This is a genomic window from Novosphingobium sp. JCM 18896, assembly GCF_025938095.1.
Lineage (GTDB): Bacteria > Pseudomonadota > Alphaproteobacteria > Sphingomonadales > Sphingomonadaceae > Novosphingobium.
In genome coordinates this window covers 85,435-103,717 of sequence record NZ_JAPCZF010000007.1, presented here as the reverse complement: position 1 = coordinate 103,717, position 18,283 = coordinate 85,435, and the positions used below count along the sequence as shown (strand labels likewise).

At 65.5% G+C, this 18,283-nt stretch carries 18 protein-coding genes; 9 read left to right on the top strand and 9 right to left on the bottom strand.

From position 1 onward, the window contains the following. Nucleotides 1–30: 30 nt before the first annotated feature. The 3 genes from OLX23_RS21390 to ectA are packed head-to-tail and all read right to left on the bottom strand — an operon-like array spanning nucleotide 31 to nucleotide 2,326. Complete coding sequence (locus OLX23_RS21390) at nucleotides 31–423, bottom strand: ectoine synthase (protein WP_264447201.1); 393 nt, start codon at nucleotides 421–423, stop codon at nucleotides 31–33. 11 nt (nucleotides 424–434) lie between these two features. Beyond that, the gene (gene ectB / locus OLX23_RS21385) at nucleotides 435–1,742 is read right to left on the bottom strand and encodes a diaminobutyrate--2-oxoglutarate transaminase (protein ID WP_264447199.1); all 1,308 of its coding nucleotides are present in this window, start codon (nucleotides 1,740–1,742) and stop codon (nucleotides 435–437) included. Continuing rightward, a complete protein-coding gene (gene ectA / locus OLX23_RS21380; RefSeq protein ID WP_264447197.1) occupies nucleotides 1,739–2,326 on the bottom strand; it encodes a diaminobutyrate acetyltransferase in 588 nt (195 codons plus the stop codon). The genes ectB and ectA overlap by 4 nt, the downstream gene beginning before the upstream one ends. 69 nt (nucleotides 2,327–2,395) lie before the next feature. On the opposite strand from ectA, the gene OLX23_RS21375 reads away from it, so the two are divergent. Continuing rightward, the gene (locus tag OLX23_RS21375) at nucleotides 2,396–3,022 is read left to right on the top strand and encodes a MarR family winged helix-turn-helix transcriptional regulator (protein WP_264447196.1); all 627 of its coding nucleotides are present in this window, start codon (nucleotides 2,396–2,398) and stop codon (nucleotides 3,020–3,022) included. Between the two features lie 266 nt (nucleotides 3,023–3,288). Next, nucleotides 3,289–3,825, top strand: coding sequence for a hypothetical protein (locus tag OLX23_RS21370; protein WP_264447195.1), 537 nt, complete (start codon nucleotides 3,289–3,291; stop codon nucleotides 3,823–3,825). Nucleotides 3,826–4,414: 589 nt separating this feature from the next. Here the strand turns inward: OLX23_RS21370 and OLX23_RS21365 are convergent. Further along, the gene (locus OLX23_RS21365; protein WP_264447281.1) at nucleotides 4,415–5,728 is read right to left on the bottom strand and encodes an SLC13 family permease; all 1,314 of its coding nucleotides are present in this window, start codon (nucleotides 5,726–5,728) and stop codon (nucleotides 4,415–4,417) included. 264 nt (nucleotides 5,729–5,992) lie between these two features. Between OLX23_RS21365 and OLX23_RS21360 the strand changes: the two genes are divergently transcribed. The 6 genes from OLX23_RS21360 (at nucleotide 5,993) to OLX23_RS21335 (ending at nucleotide 12,096) form a co-directional block, all read left to right on the top strand. Continuing rightward, nucleotides 5,993–6,706, top strand: coding sequence for a hypothetical protein (locus OLX23_RS21360; RefSeq protein ID WP_264447194.1), 714 nt, complete (start codon nucleotides 5,993–5,995; stop codon nucleotides 6,704–6,706). 144 nt (nucleotides 6,707–6,850) lie between these two features. Further along, the gene (gene nhaA, locus OLX23_RS21355; protein WP_413629924.1) at nucleotides 6,851–7,957 is read left to right on the top strand and encodes a Na+/H+ antiporter NhaA; all 1,107 of its coding nucleotides are present in this window, start codon (nucleotides 6,851–6,853) and stop codon (nucleotides 7,955–7,957) included. After that, a complete protein-coding gene (locus OLX23_RS21350) occupies nucleotides 7,954–9,258 on the top strand; it encodes a chloride channel protein (RefSeq protein WP_264447193.1) in 1,305 nt (434 codons plus the stop codon). The genes nhaA and OLX23_RS21350 overlap by 4 nt, the downstream gene beginning before the upstream one ends. Nucleotides 9,259–9,437: 179 nt before the next feature. After that, nucleotides 9,438–9,929 (top strand): hypothetical protein, encoded by a 492-nt coding sequence (locus tag OLX23_RS21345; protein ID WP_264447192.1) that lies wholly within the window; start codon nucleotides 9,438–9,440, stop codon nucleotides 9,927–9,929. Nucleotides 9,930–10,198: 269 nt separating this feature from the next. Beyond that, nucleotides 10,199–11,461: a DUF4118 domain-containing protein gene (locus tag OLX23_RS21340; protein WP_264447191.1), complete on the top strand. Its 1,263-nt coding sequence runs from the start codon at nucleotides 10,199–10,201 to the stop codon at nucleotides 11,459–11,461. Nucleotides 11,462–11,694: 233 nt separating this feature from the next. Next, nucleotides 11,695–12,096, top strand: coding sequence for a hypothetical protein (locus OLX23_RS21335; protein ID WP_264447190.1), 402 nt, complete (start codon nucleotides 11,695–11,697; stop codon nucleotides 12,094–12,096). A gap of 254 nt (nucleotides 12,097–12,350) precedes the next feature. On the opposite strand, the gene OLX23_RS21330 is transcribed toward OLX23_RS21335, so the two are convergent. From OLX23_RS21330 to OLX23_RS21320, 3 genes are read right to left on the bottom strand one after another with little or no spacing between them, the layout of a single operon-like run. Next, nucleotides 12,351–13,628 (bottom strand): cation:proton antiporter, encoded by a 1,278-nt coding sequence (locus OLX23_RS21330; RefSeq protein WP_264447189.1) that lies wholly within the window; start codon nucleotides 13,626–13,628, stop codon nucleotides 12,351–12,353. Beyond that, nucleotides 13,625–15,184, bottom strand: a complete 1,560-nt coding sequence (locus OLX23_RS21325) for a DUF389 domain-containing protein (RefSeq protein ID WP_264447188.1) — start codon at nucleotides 15,182–15,184, stop codon at nucleotides 13,625–13,627. The genes OLX23_RS21330 and OLX23_RS21325 overlap by 4 nt, the downstream gene beginning before the upstream one ends. Then, nucleotides 15,181–15,366 (bottom strand): hypothetical protein, encoded by a 186-nt coding sequence (locus OLX23_RS21320; protein WP_264447186.1) that lies wholly within the window; start codon nucleotides 15,364–15,366, stop codon nucleotides 15,181–15,183. Before OLX23_RS21320 ends, OLX23_RS21325 begins: the two co-directional genes overlap by 4 nt. Before the next feature lie 202 nt (nucleotides 15,367–15,568). Here OLX23_RS21320 and OLX23_RS21315 point away from each other — a divergent pair, with 202 nt between their 5' ends. Continuing rightward, nucleotides 15,569–15,760, top strand: coding sequence for a hypothetical protein (locus OLX23_RS21315; RefSeq protein WP_264447185.1), 192 nt, complete (start codon nucleotides 15,569–15,571; stop codon nucleotides 15,758–15,760). A 159-nt stretch (nucleotides 15,761–15,919) separates the two neighbouring features. Here the strand turns inward: OLX23_RS21315 and OLX23_RS21310 are convergent, their stop codons facing one another. Both OLX23_RS21310 and OLX23_RS21305 read right to left on the bottom strand, forming a co-directional pair. Beyond that, on the bottom strand, nucleotides 15,920–17,032 hold the full coding sequence (locus OLX23_RS21310) for an HlyD family efflux transporter periplasmic adaptor subunit (protein ID WP_264447183.1): 1,113 nt from the start codon (nucleotides 17,030–17,032) through the stop codon (nucleotides 15,920–15,922). Between the two features lie 216 nt (nucleotides 17,033–17,248). Next, nucleotides 17,249–18,082 (bottom strand): tetratricopeptide repeat protein, encoded by an 834-nt coding sequence (locus OLX23_RS21305; RefSeq protein ID WP_264447182.1) that lies wholly within the window; start codon nucleotides 18,080–18,082, stop codon nucleotides 17,249–17,251. Between the last annotated feature and the right edge of the window lie 201 nt (nucleotides 18,083–18,283).

Sequence of the window (18,283 nt, the reverse complement as noted above, 5' to 3'; positions counted from 1 at the left end):
CTCCTCCTTTGCTAGTGGGGTCCGATGCGTTCACGAGGCGGGAACAGCGGGCAGATAGGCGCCGCTCTCGTCGTGAATTTCACTGCCCGTGACCGGCGGATTGAACACGCAGACAGTGACGAGCTCGGTCTCGGCGCGCAGCGTGTGCCGATCATGCCGGTCAAGCGCGTAGAGCGTGCCCGCCGACAGGGCATGGAGCTCGCCCGTCGCCAGGTCCTCGACACTGCCCGTACCGTTGAGGACGAAGACGGCCTCGACATGGTGGCGATAGTGAAAGGTCCATTCGCCGCCCGCCTGAAGCGTCGTCACATGGAAGGAAAAGCCCATGCCATCCTCGGCGAGAAGAAGGCGGCTGCTTTCCCAGCCCTTGTCGGTGACGTTGCGGTCGGACCTGCGAATCTCGTGGAGCTTCTTGATCAGCATTGTCGGTCTCCTCAGGCCGCCGCGCCGAGCGGCTGGGCTCCGGTGCTGCGAAAGGCATGGGCGAGCAGGTCGAGCCCGTTTGCGAGCACGTCGTCGTCGATCGTGAGCGGTGCCAAGACCTTCACGACCTCGTCGCGCGGACCACTCGTCTCGATGACGATGCCAAGGTCGAATGCCGCCGCGGTGATCGCCGCGGCGCGTGCGCCCGAGCCCACGTCAATCCCGCGCATCATTCCGCGCCCCTTGACCTGGGCGGGCACATCGCAGGCCGCGGCGATCGCCTCGAGACGTTCGGCGAGGAACTCGCCGCGACGGTGCAGGTCCTGCGTGAAGGTCGGATCACCCCAGAAGTGCCGCAAGGTCGCCGTCGCCGTGACGAAAGCGTGGCAATTCCCGCGGAAGGTGCCGTTGTGCTCGCCCGGATCCCAGACGTCGAGGTTCGGCTGGATCAACGTCAGGGCGAATGGCACGCCCATGCCCGATAGCGACTTGGCCATGGTAACGATGTCGGGGGCGATGCCGGCCTCCTCGAAGCTGAAGAAGGAGCCCGTTCGCCCGCAACCGGCCTGGATGTCGTCGACGATAAGCAGCGCGCCGTGATCCTTGGCGATCGCCGCGATCTTGCGCAGCCAGCGCGGCGAGGCGACGTTGAGGCCGCCTTCGCCCTGGACGGTTTCCAGGAGGATGGCTGCCGGCGCATCGAGACCGCTCGAAGGGTCCTCGAGCCGCTGGCGCAGGAGATCGGCCGTGTCGATCTTTGGTCCGTAATAGCCATCGAACGGCTCGTGGCTGACGTGGCTGAGCGGGATGCCAGCGCCGCCACGCTTGCCGGCGTTGCCCGTGCAGGCGAGGGCGCCGAGCGTCATGCCATGGAAGCCATTGGTGAAGGCGATCACATGCTGTCGGCCTGTCACCTTGCGCGCGAGCTTGAGGGCCGCCTCGACCGCATTTGTCCCCGTCGGGCCGGTAAACATGGCCTTGTAGGACAGTCCGCGCGGTTTGAGGATCGTCGCATCAAACTCTTCGAGAAAGGTCGTCTTGGCCTCGGTGTGAAGGTCGAGGCTGTGGGCGATGCCATCGTGCTCGATGTAGTCGAGCAGGGCTTTCTTGAGGACGGGATGGTTGTGGCCGTAGTTGAGGGTCGAACAGCCCGAAAGGAAGTCGAGGTAGCGCCCGCCCTGGCTATCCATCATCCACGGGCCGCTCGCGCTCGCGAACTCCCGCGGCATGGCGCGCGAGTAGCTGCGAACGCGCGATTCAAGCCGGCGATAAAGGGCGGCGTTCGGCTGGGTCGCGGATGGGCGCGGGATCGTGTTCATCGAGTTTCCTTTCGGGTCGATCGTGTGGGAAGATGGACCGGGAGCGGACCAATCGAATAGAGGTCCTCGCTCTCGTGATGGCCGCCGAAGTGGGCGGCGGCGTCGAACCAGGGCTCGCGCCGTATGGGCGCCCCGCGCTTCGCCGCGAACTTCTCGAACATGCGCAGCGACGCCTTGTTCGATGGCGTGACCGAGGTCTTGAGCCACCGGGCATCGGCCATGCCGTCCCGCTCGAACAGCGCTTCGAGCATGGCAACGCCGAGACCCGCGCCGCGGGCGCGCTCGTGCACGGCGACTTGCCAGACGAAGAAGGCTTCGGGCTGGTCGGGCGGCCGGTAGCCGGAAATCCAGCCGTCGATCTCGCCGTCACGCGAGGCGATGATGCAGGTTCCAGCGAAATGCGTGCACTGCAGGAGATTGCAGTAGAGCGAATTGCCATCGAGCGGCGGGCTGGCCGCCACCAGGGCCGCGACCGCGCCCGCGTCGCGCGATGTCGGACTGCGAAAACAGTGGTCCGAGCCGGCACGCCTGCTCGGCTGGGCGGAACTGCGGACGATGTCGTCCGCATGGTCGCTGTCGATCAAGTGAAGTCCCCCATTATTTCGAAATAGGAATGAAATTACCTGGCTCGCTGGCACGAGTCGGCGTCATAAGTGGACATAAAAACCATATTAAACAAGATGATGGATCTATGCCTTTCGTTCGAAAAAACGGAATGCTGCGTTCATCTGTTTGGAATTCGAAATAAAATATACGATTGGCGCGGCTGCATTCGGCGGGTAGCTGGGGGCGTGATCGAGCCCCGCACCGAGTTCGCCTTGAGGGCCATCCGCCGTCTGCTGCGTTCTGCCGATCTCAGCGAAAGGCGTCTGGCAGCGGCGACGGGCCTGACCCCGTCGCAACTGGTCGTGTTGCAGGAAGTGGCACGCGAGGGCGAAACCACCGCCGGGGGGATCGCCACCGCGGTCCAGTTCAGTCAGGCTACCGTGACGAGCATCGTCGACCGGCTCGTCGAACGATCGTTCGTCGTGCGAAGCCGCCGGGAGAAGGATCGCCGGAAGGTCTGGGTGACGATCACCGCTGAAGGCCAGGAAATCCTGTCATCCGCGCCCGATGTCATGCAGGATCGCTTCCAGCAGCGGTTTTCGCAGCTTGCCGACTGGGAGCAGGCGATGATCGTCGCAATGCTCGAGCGCCTTTCCGCCGTGCTCGATGCCGACGGCCTCGAGGCCGCGCCGGTCATCGATGCGGGCATCATCGACCGCATCGCACCAGACTGAACGAGATCGGCGGGCGGCTTGCGCCTCTCCCATGCCCCTTCATGCCGCCTTGATGCGTCCGGTCCCCGCTCGCTTGCGAGGGGCAATTGACCCGCGGTCCTGAGGGCGGGCCGCGAGGTCACAGGCTGTCCCTCGCGGCATTCCTCGATCCCATGAACACATCTTCGCCGCAATTGCGCTTTCCAATGCCGATGCGGTCGAGGTCGATCGCATCAGCGAAAGGCTTTCGATCCGAGTTTTTCCAGTTTTGGGAGTAATTTATGAGAATGCACCTCACGATCGCGGTCCTGGCGGCAACGATGACGCCGACGGCCGCCTTCGCGCAGGGCGCGCCTTCGGCGCCTGCCAGTCCAACCCTCGCCGCCGGCGCCACGGTCTTTGACCCGCAGGGCGGAGAAGTCGGCAAGATCGTCAGTCAGTCAGGAGACGCCGTCGTCCTCGACACAGGGGCCAATAAAGCGACTTTACCGCGCAGCGCCTTTACTGCTGGCGCCAAGGGCCCGGTGATCAATGCCACCAAGGCGCAGCTTGACGACATGGTCGTTGCCGCTGCCGCGAAGACCAATGCAGCACGCGACGCGGCTCTGGTCGTCGGGGCCCAGGTTCATGGCAAGGCCGGCGCAATGATCGGCACGATCAAGGAAGTATCTGGCGATCAGGTGCTCATCGATCGCCCAGAAGGCGCCGTCAGTCTTTCCAGGAGCGCCTTCACCCTCGGTACTGCGGGCCTGACGATCTGGATGACCACGGCCGAACTGGAGGCCGCCGCAAAATCGGCGGCATCACCCGCGCCCGGCCAGTAGCGGAAGGTTTGCATTGGTGGCTCGCGGGGCGTTGAGTCTCGCGGCCCTTGGCGGACAATGTGCGACGAAAATTCCGGATCGGCGCGCAGGCAGATGCAGTTGAGCCACGTGAATAGGCAAGGGCCGGAGACCTGGCCCGGCTCTCGCGCCGCGAAATTCGCGCCATTGCCATCGGGGTTCGCCGCCTGTCGGCCGTAATCACGGATTGAACGAGCGCTGGCGCCCGGGTGTCCTGGCTATGGCGAACGGACTGCTCGAACCTTCGGCGGAGCGTCGCCGACCCGATCGCGATGTGCGTGGCCTGCCGGGGAACGGGATCGAAACCCACGCGCAGGCCACGCCCCGCATGCGTCGGGTTCGACTTTCCTAGCTTGTCGGCGCCGACGGTTCAACCGGGCGGGCACCGCTGCGGCACTCGAGCCGTATTCGCGTGCCTGAGGGCCGCGGCATCTATGGTGCCGGCGCCTGGACCAGCGGAAATCGGGTCATCCGCCCGTGGATTGTTGCCTGGCGCCCACGAACTGCGGGTTGATCGCCATGCGCGCGGAGGGATCGATCCCGCATCATCTCATGCGGGCGCGGGTCCCTTTCAGAAGGGAAAAAACGCGTGGATGGCCGCGACACCGACCATCCAGGTGATGAGGTTGAGCGGAATGCCGACCTTGACGAAGTCGAGATAGTTATAGCCGCCCATCTGGTAGACGAGCACATTGGTCTGGTAGCCGAAGGGCGTTGCAAAGGCCGCGCTGCCGGCAATCATGACCGCGACCAAAAAGGGGCGAGGACTTACGTGCAAGGCCTCGGCAAGCGACACCGCGATCGGCGTGAACAGTACGGCTACCGTCGCATTCGACAGGAGCTCGGTTGCAAAAAGGGTCACGCCGTAGATGATCACCAGAGCCAGGAAGGGGCTCAGTCCGTCGAGCGAACGGATCAGACCCGCGGTGACCGCCGCTGCAAGCCCCGTGACGTCGAGCGCGATCCCCAGAACCACCATCCCGGCGATCAGCATGAGGACCTCGGGTCTCAGTCCCGAATAGGCCTCTTCGGCCGTCAGCACGCGTAGCAGGATGAGAAGAACCGCCCCGGCAAAGGCACAGGCCGCGATCGGCGCGATATCGAGCGCCGCCAGGACGACGACGCCTACGAAAACCGTCGCGGCCGTTGCAGCGGCCGCCGGTCGCAGACCCGCCTGCTCGGCAAAGGCTGCCGCCATACCGATCTGGCCCCCCGCAAGACCAGGTTCCGAAAGCGCCGAGGCATCGGGCCGCGGCGATGGCTCGGCCTCCGGCTCGGCCCGGATCAGCACCTGGCTGAACAGCATGAGGTAGATCCCGCCCGACAAGGCCACGAGGACGCCGACCGGCGTGATCTCGAAGATGCCGAAGCGGGGCTGTCCGGCGACCGAGGCCATGTCATTGACGAGGAGATTGGTCGAGGTGCCGATCAGCGTGCAGCAACCGCCCAGCACCGCGGCATAGGACAAGGGAATCAGGAAGGGCTTGGGGGAAAGCTGCAGCGACCTTGCGACATCGCGCACCACCGGCGCGCCGAGCACGACGATCGGCGTATTGTTGAGAAAGGCCGAGGCCGCGCCGGCGAGACCTATCAGCAGCCAGAGTCCCGCCCTGCCGATCTTCTCGCACAAACGCGTGACGCGCGCGATCGCCGCGTCGAGCAAGCCTGACAGTTCCATGGCGTAGGCTATGACGAAGAGCGAGGCGAGCGCGATGATGGCAGGGCTGGCAAAAGCGCTTTGCACTTCGACCGGCCGCACCACTCCCGTCATCAGCAGCACCGCGGCGCCCGTCAGTGCCACGACATCGGATCGCAACCGATCCCAGATCAAGGCGGCGACGACGGTAACGAGCACGGCGAGCGTGATCAGCTGGCTCATGGTCATGGGCCGCTTATGATAGGAAATCGGCGCCGCGCCAAGCAATCCGGCTTACAAAGTTGAGACCAGGCTCGCAAAGTCCGCGACAATCGTGTTAGGGCCTCTCGCATGACGCGATGGTCCGCAACAGCCGCCTTAGTGGCGGGCGTCTGCCTGTTGTCCGCCTGCAAGAAGGGGGACGCGCCTCAAGTCCTGCCCACCGCGACCCCCAGCGCTGGCGCACCCACGTTCGTACCACCGCTCGTCGAGACGCCTCTGGGGCGCGAGGCCTTGCTGCTCGCGATTGCCCGGGCGGCAAGCGATACGGCGCTTGGACGCGATCAGTCGGCAACCCAGCGTGACCTCGACGGAACGCGCTTCGCCCTGCGCATGCGGTTCGGATGCGCCGGCGACGAGCCGGTGCCGGGGCGCCGGCTGACGTTCGATGAAACGCGCGGCAAGCTCGAGCTCAGGATCGACAACGAGATCGGCGCGCAATCGCCGCTGGTCCTGGGCCTACATGAAAGTGGCTACGAAGCCGTCGAGGGGTTCTGGGTCCGCAGGCCCTGGCTCCTTGCCGCCGATTGCCGGCAGGCTGCCCCGGGCGCCGAGGCGCCGAGAACCGTCGCGGCGTCGGCACCGGGCCCGGAGCCTTCGGGACAGCCTCAATCTTTGAACGCCGATGCCGGCGAGAGGTCTTCCAGCGAGCAGCGGCATATCGGTATCGCCCAGTTCTTCACGCCCGACGACGCGCGCACCCATCGGCGGGCCGAGCGCGGCTATGCGGTGACGAAAGTGCTTCGCGCCGGCGAAAGCCCGAGCCTCGAGGGGTACGACATCGTCCTCGCCGGACGTCTGCGCCGCCTGGCCAGCGGCCGCGTCATAGCCTGCGCCCTAAGCCGTCCTTCAGCGCCGCCCGACTGCCTCGTCTCGGTGCAATTCGATAACGTCGCCATCGTCAATCCCAGCACAGGCGAGGTTCTCGCCCAGTGGTCGGGGGCCTGAGCACTCGACTGCCCGAGTGAAGGCCATGGCATTTTTCTGTTCAGGGAGCTTGATACCGTGTCCGTCCTGCGATCGATAAGACGCGTCCCCGCCTCCGCGCTGCGAACATTCCTGCGCCACGAAGCCGCCGGCGGTCTCATCCTGATGGCGGCTGCAGCGCTTGCACTGGTCCTCGCCAACAGCGATCTCGCGCCGGTATTCGCAGCCGTCCTCCACCTTCCGGTCGGACCGCTCTCGCTGCTTCACTGGATCAACGATGGTCTGATGGCCGTGTTCTTCCTCCTCGTGGGGCTCGAGATCAAACGCGAGCTCGTCGATGGGCATCTTGCATCCTGGTCGGATCGGGCGCTTCCGTCGATCGCGGCCTTCGCCGGCATGGCCGTTCCGGCGCTGGTCTACCTCGCGGTCGCCGGCCGCACTCCGGGCCTTGCGCCAGGCTGGGCCATCTCTTCGGCAACAGACATAGCCTTCGCGCTGGGTGTCATGTCGCTTCTGGGGCGCCGCGTGCCCGCATCGCTCAAGCTTTTCCTGACCACGGTTGCCATCGTCGACGACATGGGCGCCGTCGTCATCATCGCCCTGGCCTACACCCAAGCGATCGGCGGTCCCGCCCTTTTGGCCGCAGGCATTCTGCTTGGTGTCATGTTCGTTCTCAATCGCGCGGGTGTCACGGCCCTGTGGCCCTACCTCCTTCTGTTCGCGATGCTGTGGGTGGCCGTGCTTCTCTCGGGCATCCACGCGACGATTGCCGGCGTTCTTGCGGCGAGCCTCATACCCATCCGCGTCAGCCCCGCTGCGCCGGACGCCGAGGATTCGCCATTGCATCGCCTGGAACACAGGCTACACCCCTGGGTCGCATTCGTCATCGTGCCCGTCTTCGGCCTGGCCAATGCCGGTGTCTCGCTGGTCGGCGTGACGATGCGGGACTTGCTCGCGCCCTTGCCGCTCGCCGTCGCGGCAGGCCTTTTCCTCGGCAAGCAGGTCGGTGTCCTGGGTGCGGTCGCCTTGTGCGACCGGCTCGGGCTTGCCTGCCGGCCCGGCCATGCGAGCTGGGTGCAAATCTACGGCACCGCGCTGCTTTGCGGCATCGGCTTTACCATGAGCCTGTTCATCGGCGGGCTTGCCTTCGACAATGCGGCGCTCGTCGATGAAGTGAAGATCGGCGTGCTCGGTGGCTCGCTCCTTTCGGGCATCGCTGGCTTTCTCGTCCTGCGTTTCGCACCGCAGCCCAGGATCGGAGGAGCGTCATGATCTCGAACGCGCGTTTCACGCCGCGCCGGGCTCGCGCGCTCCTCAGGCTATATGGCCTGGGTGCCGTGGTCATGCGACGGCGCGCGGCCTTCCTTGGGGGAGCGATTCTCGTCGGCCTGGCAGCGCTTCTATTCGCCCGGCTCGCCGACGCGGCGGGAGAGCTCTTCCATCACATCGTCGCCCGCTGGTGGTGGGCGCCGATGGTGATGACGCCATTCGGCTTCGTCGCCCTGGTCTGGATGACGCGCCGGATCGCGCCCGAGGCTGCTGGGTCGGGTATTCCCCAGACCATGGCGGCGACCCGTCACCCCGAGCGCGGGATGGAGCGCCTGCTATCGGCGCGGACCGTCGTGACGAAGCTCGTCCTCACGATCGCGGCGCTTCTTTGTGGAGCTTCGGTGGGACGCGAAGGCCCGACCGTACAGGTCGCTGCCTCGATCATGGGCCACGCGCATCGGCTCATGGCGGTGCCGATCCGCGCTTCGGTCTACATCGCGGGCGGTGCAGCCGGCGTGGCGGCTGCATTCAATACGCCCCTGGCAGGCGTTGCCTTCGCGATCGAGGAGCTTGCCGCCGCATACGAGCAGCGCATGACACTGCTCGTCATGGCAGCCGTCCTCATCGCCGGCATGGTGAGCCTCGGCCTGGCAGGTGACTACGTCTATTTTGGCGCAATGGGGCAGACACTGAGCGTCGGTCAGGCGCTCGTGGTCGCTCCGGTCGCCGGCGTCGTCGGTGGCCTCCTGGGGGGGCTTTTCTCGCGCGCCATGCTCGCCGTGGGCGCCTCTCGCGCTCGGCCGCTTGCCTGGCTTCGGGCACGTCCGCTGCATCTCGCCGGTCTTTGCGGGCTGGTCGTCGCCGCGCTCGGCCTCCTCACCGGGCTCACCTGGGGGACCGGCTACGCCACGGCCCACGCGATCATTTCAGGCACGGACGCGCCCTACTGGTTTGGTCCAGCCAAGATGCTTGCGACGCTCGCGACTGCCGTTTCGGGCTTGCCGGGCGGCATTTTCGCGCCCTCGCTTTCGGCCGGCACCGGCGTGGGCTATGTTCTGAGCGTGCTCTTTCCAGATTGCCCCACTGGCGCAGTGGTTCTCCTGGGCATGGTTGCCTATTTCACGGGCATCGTGCGCGCGCCGCTCACCGCGGTGATCATCATCGCCGAGACGACGGCCAGTCGCGGGCTGATGATGCCCTTGCTCGCGGCGGCGCTCGTCGCCGATTTCGTTGCCCAGTTCGTGTGCCGCGAGCGCCTTTATCACGCCCTGTCGCTGCGATTTTCCGCGGATAATGCGCGATGATCGAGCCAAGACCCGCCGATCAGCAGGGAGAAACGCGGTTCCGCGGCGTCACGTCGAGGCATCATTTCTGCTATGGCCCTTACCAGTCGCCCGACCGGATCAACTGGGGGCGTCTGCGCGCTTTCAATCGCCTCGAGGTCGCGCCGGGCGGGGCGCGCGGACCGAATTTCCTGGGCGCCATGGAAGTCCTGCTGATCGCCGAGACGGGGGCCGCGCTCGTCCAGTGCGGCGGCGAGAGGATCCTCGCGCGACCCGGAGAGATCATCCACTTGCGCATGCGCGGCGGCGATGATTTCGGGCTCGTCAATCGCGGATCGCAAGTGGCCGGTCTCATAGAATTGTGGCTCACCTCGGACGAGTGGTCGGGGCCTTCGCAAATGTCGCGCCAGCGGTGGAACCACACCGAGGGTCTTGTCGCTTCCTCCCGTGTCGAGGACGCCCCCGCGATTTTGCTCGGCACCGGTGCCAGCCTTCGTTTTGTACAGTCCGAGGGAAGGCGCTTCTGCTCCTTGCCGCTGGGCTCGCGTCATTCCTACGTTTGCGCCATGGCAGGGAGCATCCTGGCCTGCGATGTCGAGCTCGGCGCGAACGACGCTCTGGCGCTTGCCGACGAGCCTCGGGCCGATCTTACCATGCGTGCTGGAGCGACTTGCCTGGTCCTGGAATGCTGATGCGCGAAGCGGCGGGCGACGAGGGCAGGCCGGCCGAGCTGGCGGTGCCGCCGCTGCCGATATCGCGCTGCGCTTGGGGGATGAACCCATTTTTACCGGTTCGCCTGGCGTAGCGGCTTTCCCGGGCTTCGTTGTCGGCGGATTGTGCCCGCTCGGTTCGTTGCCGTGTTTTCACCGCATTTGCATGGCCATGGCTCGAGGGAGCGGCATGGTGACATTTGCCGGTATGACGAACTGCGGGGGCGCTAAGTCCCGTGGAGAAGCGGCGAATGGATGCAGGAGCTGACACCGAGAAGATGGGCAGCGACCGTATTGTCGTCGTCATCGATGGTTCGGCGGGCGCCGAGAAGGCGGTGTCGCTCGGCCGTGACCTCTCTCGCATCTGCAATGTCCCCTGGGAGGCCATTCTTCCCGTGACGCGGTCGGTGGATCCTTCGCTCGACGACGGGCGTGGCGCCAAGGCGCTGACCCTCGCGGTTCGGCTAGGCGCGAGCGTATCGCAGGTACCGGCCGCAACGATGGCGGATGCGATCGCAGCCCATGTCTCGGGCTATTCGCGTCCCCACATCGTGCTGGCGCTCTCGCCGCGAAGTCTGATCGAGAGACTGCGTGCTCCCTCGCTCGCGCAAAGCCTCGTCCTGCGTCGCCCCGACTTGGTGGTGCACATGGTCGCCGGTGACCGCGCGCCGCGAAATGGGCGCGCGGCGGGATCGTCCCAATCCGCCACCGCCTACGTCGTCGCAGCCTTGGCCGCCTTGGCCACGCTTGCCTTGGTGTTCCTTCTCGAGCGTGCGACGGGTACCAGCTATTTCAGCCTGCTTTTCCTTTTCCCGGTGATCACCGTAGCCGCGCGGGCCGGATTCTGGCCGGCGCTTTTCGCTGCACTCGTATCGGCGGCGGGCTTCAACGTCCTTTTCCTGGCACCCGTGACCGCCTTCGATCCCTTGGCGGCTCAGACCTGGCTCATGTTCGCGGTCCTTGCCGGCATCGCCCTCTACACATCCTGGCTGACTGGCACACTGCGCGACCGCCTGCTTCTCAGCGACAGGAGCGCCCAGGAAAGCGCGGCGCTTGCCAGTTTCGCCCAGGATCTGACCCGGGTTGCCGACTGGGCAGCGACAGGCGAGGTCGTCGCTCGCGACATCGGAAGCCTGATGCACGTACACGCTCTCGTCGCACGCGAGATCGATGGCCGTCTCAGGGTCATCGCCTCGCATCCCTGTGAGGTCGAGCTCGATCCGCTCGACCACACGGCGCTCGATTGGGTCTGGGAGCGGGGAGAAGCCGCCGGGAGCGGGACGGGCAGGATCTCGGAGGCCAGCTGGCAGTTCCATCCGCTCGCGACGTCGCTGGGAACGCTCGCGATCCTCGGCCTCGCGCGCGAGGATGGCCGGGACCCCGTCCCGCCCGAGCGGCGCGTCCTGCTCGCGACCGCGATTGCCCAGGCGGCACTTGCACACGAACGCTTGCGCTTGGAGGACATCGCGCGCGACCAGGCCGACGCGTCGCAGATTGCCGGCGCTCATGGATAGGTAACGAGGGCGGGGGGAGCAGCCGGTCTTGCAGCTCGCGCCCGAGCGCCGCCGAGCCGCGAGGCGTATCGCCGGGCAAAAGAATTCACGGATGGCGACTGGCTCGTGATGGGCGAAAGGAACCGGTTGACGACGAGGACGTTGCAGGATTGAGCTCCTCGCGATTTCTGGTCGCGATGTCGCGCGATGGAACGCGAGATCGGCTCTGTCTTCGGGCAAGGAGGGGGCGCATCTTGTCGATGCCGGTTTCGCATTGCGCGCGGTCTACGTCTTTCATCTGGTCCATGTTGGTCGCCGTGCTCATGCCCCTTGTGGCCGTGCTCGCGCTCAAGGAGACGTCCCTGGTCGCCATGGGCAAGCCAAGTCGAGCGATGCAACTATCGCCGGGGGATTGGCCCGTCCCGCCCTACGAGCGCATGACGCAGCGCCTGGGGGGCGAAATCTTCGACCGCGCTACGCTCCGCGTGCCGATGATCGCTCAAGAGGTCTGGGGGGCTGGTGGATGCGACCGCGTCGATGTCGTCACTATCGCCAACCGGTCTACCCCGCGCTCGGTGATCTACAAGGTTGCTTGCCACAACGGCCATCAGGCGCAGATCGCCATCGACTTCACCGCGCAAAAGACACGTGGTTGAGCGGTGTCGCTCTCCCCGGCATCTCCCTTTGCATTGAACTCCTTTTTTCCGGGATAAGGGCGACTGGTGCGCCGCAGAACACGTTCGCGGTGCTTGGTTCGATACGTGCCCTTTCCGTCTCTCCTGACGGCAGTTGATTCGCCGCGGTGTGCAAGCCGGCCAGCAGCGCCCATGGATGAACAGGCGTCACTTTGGACATGCCCTCTCGCATCGCCGGAGCGTGCGGATCGGACGCGAATACCGCAACACGAGCGTCAGGATTTCTGGGACTTGCTTCGGCTTTCGGCATAGCGAAGGACGCGCTCGATCGTGCCGCCCTGGACGATCACCGAGAACAGGACGACGATATAGGTCGCGGCCAGGAGAACGGGTCTTGCCGCTTCACTCGCGAGGCCGAGCGCCAGCGCGACCGAGATGCCGCCGCGCAGGCCGCCCCAGACCAGCGTAGGGGCGGCCAATGGCCCAAGGTCGAGGCGCGGACGCATCGCTCCCAAGGGAATGAGCACCGAGACCGCCCTCGCACCTAGCGCGAGCGGAATTGCGAGGAGGCCAAGCAACAGCAGGCGCGGGTCCGCGGGTATCGTGACGACCTCGAGGCCGATCAGCAAGAACAGGACCGCATTCAGAATGTCATCGACCAGCGCCCAGAACTTGTGGACGTAGTCGCGGGTGATGTCGCTCATCGCATAGGTGACGCCGGCATTGCCGATGAGCAGGCCGGCAACGGCCATCGCCACGGGGCCGCTCACGTGGACTGCCCGTGCGAGGGCATAGCCTCCCATGACGACGGCAAGGCTGATCATGACTTCGACCTTGTATTCGTCGATCGAGCGCATCATGCGAAAGGCGATCCAGCCGATCGCAAGTCCGAGCAAAACGCCGGCGCCCGCCTCGAGCAGGAAGAGATGCGCGGCATGGGACGGCGAAAATGGCGCTCCCGACAGGGCTGTTGCAAGCAGGATGGCGAACACGACGACCCCGACACCGTCATTGAACAGGCTCTCGCCGGCTACTGTTGCCTCCAGGATGGGCGAGACCCTGGCGCGTTTGAGCACGCCCATGACCGATACGGGATCGGTCGGGCTGATCAGCGCGCCGAAGACGAGGCACCAGACAAGCGGGATCTCGAGGCCCAGGACGCCTGCAAGAAGCCAGAAGCCTGATCCCACGATCGCTGTCGAAATGAGGACGCCGAGCGTGCTCAGGACGAGAATGGGCCAGCGGCCGCGGCGCATTTCATGCCAATCGACGTGCAGCGCCCCGGCGAACAGGAGAAACGAGAGCATGCCGTCCATCAGGGTCGTATGGAAATCTATGCCGGCGATGAAGCGCGCGACATCTCCCGCCATCGTGCTGCCTGGGAGCAATCTGTCTAGCCCCACCACCACGAGCGAGGCGACCGCGCCCATGATCGTGAGACCCACCGAGGAAGGGAGCCCCACGAAGCGGTGATTGAGATAGGCGAGGCATGCGGCGAGCACGATCAGGATCGCGGCCGCGTCGAAGGGGGTGAGAGCGAAATCTGCGATCATTGCGCGAGCTCGGAGCGGATCAGCCGGAAGCGCTGTCCTGCGGGCGGTGCATGCACGGGCCCCAGGCCCTGATCGCGTAGCAGCCCCGCGATCGCGGCGCCGCGCCGCTGCGACAGCGTCGGCGTTCCGCCCGCGGTATCAGCAAATCCCGGAACGGCGAGCGTGCGGACGTTCCAGCGTTTGGCGGCCCAGGCCGAGGTCAGAACGGCGTCGCGCGCGGCGGCATCGAGCTCATCGTCGTTCTCGGCAAAGGCGATAAGCGGCAAGGGACCTTGCGGCGGTGTAATGGCGATTTCCCATTCCGCGGCTTCGAGGTGAGCGCGCTCTTCAAGCGCACGGTAGGTCGCAAGCGTCGCGCCGGGCAGGGGAGAGGCGGCAACGGTAGCGCGCTGATGTTCGCGGTCGATCGTCACGGCATCGACGGGAGTGCCCGCCGCCAGCGCCAGCATCCGCGATAGCGCGGCGATCCGGGCGTTCTCGATGCCCGCCGCCTCGCCCGCCTGTCGCAATTCTTCCCGCTGCGCCTCGAGCGCGCCCGAACCAGCCTCGAGCAGGACCTGGTCCAGTTGAAGGCGCACTGGCCTGTCGAGACGCCGCTTGAGGTCTTCTTGCAGCAATCCGGTTCGCTGCATTCGCGAGCGCGGGGTGATCACGACTGCCCGTACGTCGATCGGCGCTGTGTCGAAATCGACGTCGAGCTGGGTTACCCGCGCGTCTGTTCCGAAGCGGCCGGTGAGAAAGGAGCGCACCTGCGTGACCGTTACCGCTTCGCCGGCTATCTGCTTGAGTGAAATGCCAAGCGGCACGGCCATGACGACGAATACGAAAATCAGAACGATGGTCTGTGTCCAGGTCTGTTGGCTCGAAAGCGCGTGACCAAAGCCGTAGAAACGCGCCATTACCGTTGCCGAGAGCGCGATGGTGACGAAGTTCGTGACGAACAGGGCGAAGGCTCCGCCAAGGACGGGCAGGTTGCCAGTGGCGGCGCCATATCCCACGACCGCGAGCGGGGGCATCAGCGCCGTCGCGATGGCAACGCCCACGACCGTGTCGCCGCGTCCGCGGATTATCGCGAAAGTACCGGCAAGCGCCGCAAAGAGCGCTACTGCGAGATCGAAGAGATTTGGTCTCGTGCGTGCGATGATCTCCGCGGTGGGCGCCTGGAGCGGCGAGGCCATGACGATGATTGCGGTGAATACGACGGCACAGGCAGAACCTGCGGCAAGCGCCGTCAGGGCGCGCCGCATCTCCGCGAAATCGAACAGAGCGAGGCTGAAGCCGAGGCCGAGGATGGGGCTCATCAGGGGCGAGATGAGCATCGCTCCGATAACGACCGCCGGCGACGAAAGCAGAAGCCCGAGCACGGCGATCCCCGCCGACATCATCGTCATGAACAGAAAACGCGGCGACCAGCCGCTTTCCGCAACGATCTTCTCGACAACCGCGGGGTGATCGATGCTGCCCACGACGTGGCTGCGCCACCAGCGGTAAAGCGCGAGGCGGCTCAGCCTGTCTTCCAAAGTGGAAGCGTCAGCGCGCATCGAATGCTGGGTCATCTCGCCTCCTCGATCGCGACGCTGCCGAGGTTCGCGTCATCGATGCCCGACTGGCCGATATTGGCAAGCCCGGCCCGTTGCAACCGGCGAAGATGGTCGAGGTTTCGCGGCCGCGACCCGCTGCTTTGGCCGCCGCCAGCGCTTTTGTCCTGCGCGACCCCGAACCCCCGCCGTCCGTGCATGCGAAAATCCTTCGGCCAGCCGCACGCCTTGGGAAGAGCGGTGAAACAGGTTGGGGTGAATCCCGCCGCGCCGCGGGAACCGCCATGCCATGGCCGTCGTTCCACACAGGATCGCCGCCGACGAGGATGCTCGCACGGATGATCACCGGGAGCCTCGCTCCAGTGGCGGGGCTCCCTTCCGGCAAGGCTTGGAAAGCGGGGCATGTGGCGGGTCATCGCAAAGCATGAGGCCATTGGCAGTTCGCAGACCCGTCATACTATCGTCGAGATGGGCGAGGGGGACGACCGCGACTTCATATTGCAGGACGGCCGCGCTCTCACGCGCCAACAAGATGGAACCTTCCTCATCGCCGAAACCGGTGAAACCCTCACGCTGTCTTTCCCGATCAACTAAGCCGCGCCCCCCGATCGCTCGGAGTGCCCGTGCGGTCGGGGCGCGCGCGCCACCATCGTCCCCGCACTCCTGGTCAAGAATTCGCACTCGCCGGGCGGCTGCCTTGAACCCGCCGGCATCGCTCGCGATCGAAACCGGTCAGGCTTGCGGGCTTTCCCTTCACCGCTCCGTCATCGCTTCGCTCAGGATCTTGCGGATCGGTCTGGTCAGATAGTGCCAGACCGTGTCGCGGCCGGTCTGGATCTCCGCTGTCGCGGTCATCCCGGGCTGGATCTCGATCGTCTCGCCAGGCAGGTGCGGCTTCATGAGGCGCGTGTCGACCGAAATGTGGACACGGTAGTAGACCTGTTCTCCAGCCGGCGTTCGCTCGGTCAAGGTGTCGGGGCTGACATAGGTGACTTTGCCGATGGCCGAGCCATAGATCGAGCTGTCATATGCGTCGAACTTGACCGAGGCCCCTTGGCCGACGCGGATATAGGCGATGTCGCGCGGGCTCATCTTGGTCTCGAGGACCAGCTGGTCGTTGGTCGGGACGATCGAGAGTACCTCTTCCGATGGGCGCAAGACGCCCCCGACCGTGGTCACGCGGATGTTCCTTACCACCCCGTCGACCGGCGAAGCGATCCTGGTGTCGGTAAGCGCGTCGCTGCGCTGGGCAAGCATTTCGCGCGCTGAGACGAGGTCCTCCTCGGTCCGGGTATATTCCGCCTGGAGATCCTGAATGTACCGGTTACGCACGTTGACCATTTTCGACTGGATGTCCGATACGCCGCGCTGGAGCCGCAGCATGTCCGCGCGGCTGACATCGCCCTGCTTGAGCAAAGGCTGGTTCATGTCGAACTCCTGCTTCATCAAAGTCAGCATCGCTTGTAGCGCCTCCAGCTGATCCTTGAGGGCCTGCTGGCGCTTTTGATAGAGCAGGGTCTGGTTCGCGATGAATTCAGGAAAGGCCTGGACTTCAGGCGGGAAGGTCAAAGGTCGGTCGAACAACTCGGCGTTGATACGCGCCATCGAGCTCATAAGCGAGGCGACCTTGCCGCGCGCGTCGCCGACGGCCGCCGTGATCTTCACGGCATCGAGCTCGACCAGGACCTGTCCTTTTCGCACCCTGTCGCCCTCGCGTACGCGAATGGCCTCGATCTTGCCGCCATCGGTCGTCTGGACGACCTGGACCCGGCCGGTCGGAATGATTTGCCCGGGCGCACGTGCCACCTGGTCGAGCTGGGCCCAGAACGACCATAGCAGTGCCAAAGCGAAGAAGGCGCAGATCATCAGCGCGAGGCGCGAGGACTGGCCAAGCCGCCGGAGCCGAGGACTTTTTACAATACGAAATGTCGGGTACCCGGCGGATTGCCCATGGTGTCCTTGCAGCTGCATCGCCATCATTCGTTTCCTCGGACGGGCGCGGTAGAGCTGGCTGTCCAGTCCGCCTTCGGTGGGGCGAGCTTGGGCCAGCGTGCGGAATTTCGGTTGGCGAAGCGCCGATCGTCAGGCGTGATCTCGTGTCGCCGATGCCTGCCGACAGGTGACCGTTTCGCGGACCGATCGATAGTGTTCGCGCAGCCGGCCGACGGCTTCCATCGCAAAGACGTCGCCAAATTCGGCGAGCGCGATACAGGCGCGCTTGTCGTCCTTCAGGCTGTGCATGGCCTCGGCGAGAAAAAGCAGGCTGTCGGGCGCGCGCGCGCCTTGCTTGGCGTTCCTGTAATTGTCGAGAAACCAGGTCGCGGCCTCGCGCGGTTTGCCCTCGTCGAGGAAGGCGCGGCCAAGCAGGTTCCTGGCGAAGCTGATGCGGCCGTGCCGGGGATACTTGGCGAGGAACAATTTCAGTTGCTGCCGCGCTTCAGGATAGAGTCCGGCCTGCCACAAGCGAAACCCGTAGCTGTAATCGTCGTCGGCTGGATCGCTCGTGCGGGGCTTGACGATCGCGCGAACCCGTTCGAGCCGATTGGGGGAGGGGCCCGCGGGTGCTGTCGTGTCGACAGCCACCAGAGCCGGCGGGACCGGTTCCGACGGGGGCAGGCCGGGGGCCGCCGTCGAGGGCTTGTCGCCGCGAATTGCCTGCTCGTTCGCGACCATCGCGCTCTCGATCCTTGAAAGCCGTTCGTTCACCTCCCCAAGCCTCGCCGTCAGCCGCGCGATGTGCCGGCTCGCGCTGTCGAGGCGCAGCGAGATATCGGTCGCAGGGTTGCTGGCTGCGCGGCCGGGGACGGTCGTGCGGGTCGGTGCGTTGGTGAACTCGGGCGTGAAAATCTTTTCACCGCCAGCGCCGGGGAAGACCTTGCGCTGCAGGGCTCGGATTTCCGCTTCCATCTTCTGCATTCGCGGCTCGCCGGGCCTCTCCTGTCCGAGAGCTGGACAGGCGGCGACGAGCAAAACAGCCGCCAGTGGTCGGCAGAGCCGAATTCCGGTTCGCAAGGGCGGTCCGGAATTGACAAACTTTAAGGGTGTCTGGCCGCGCTCGCGGCAGGGCTGGGAAGATTCAGCGTTCAAGGAGATACTCCAGCTCGAACCAGCCGAGGA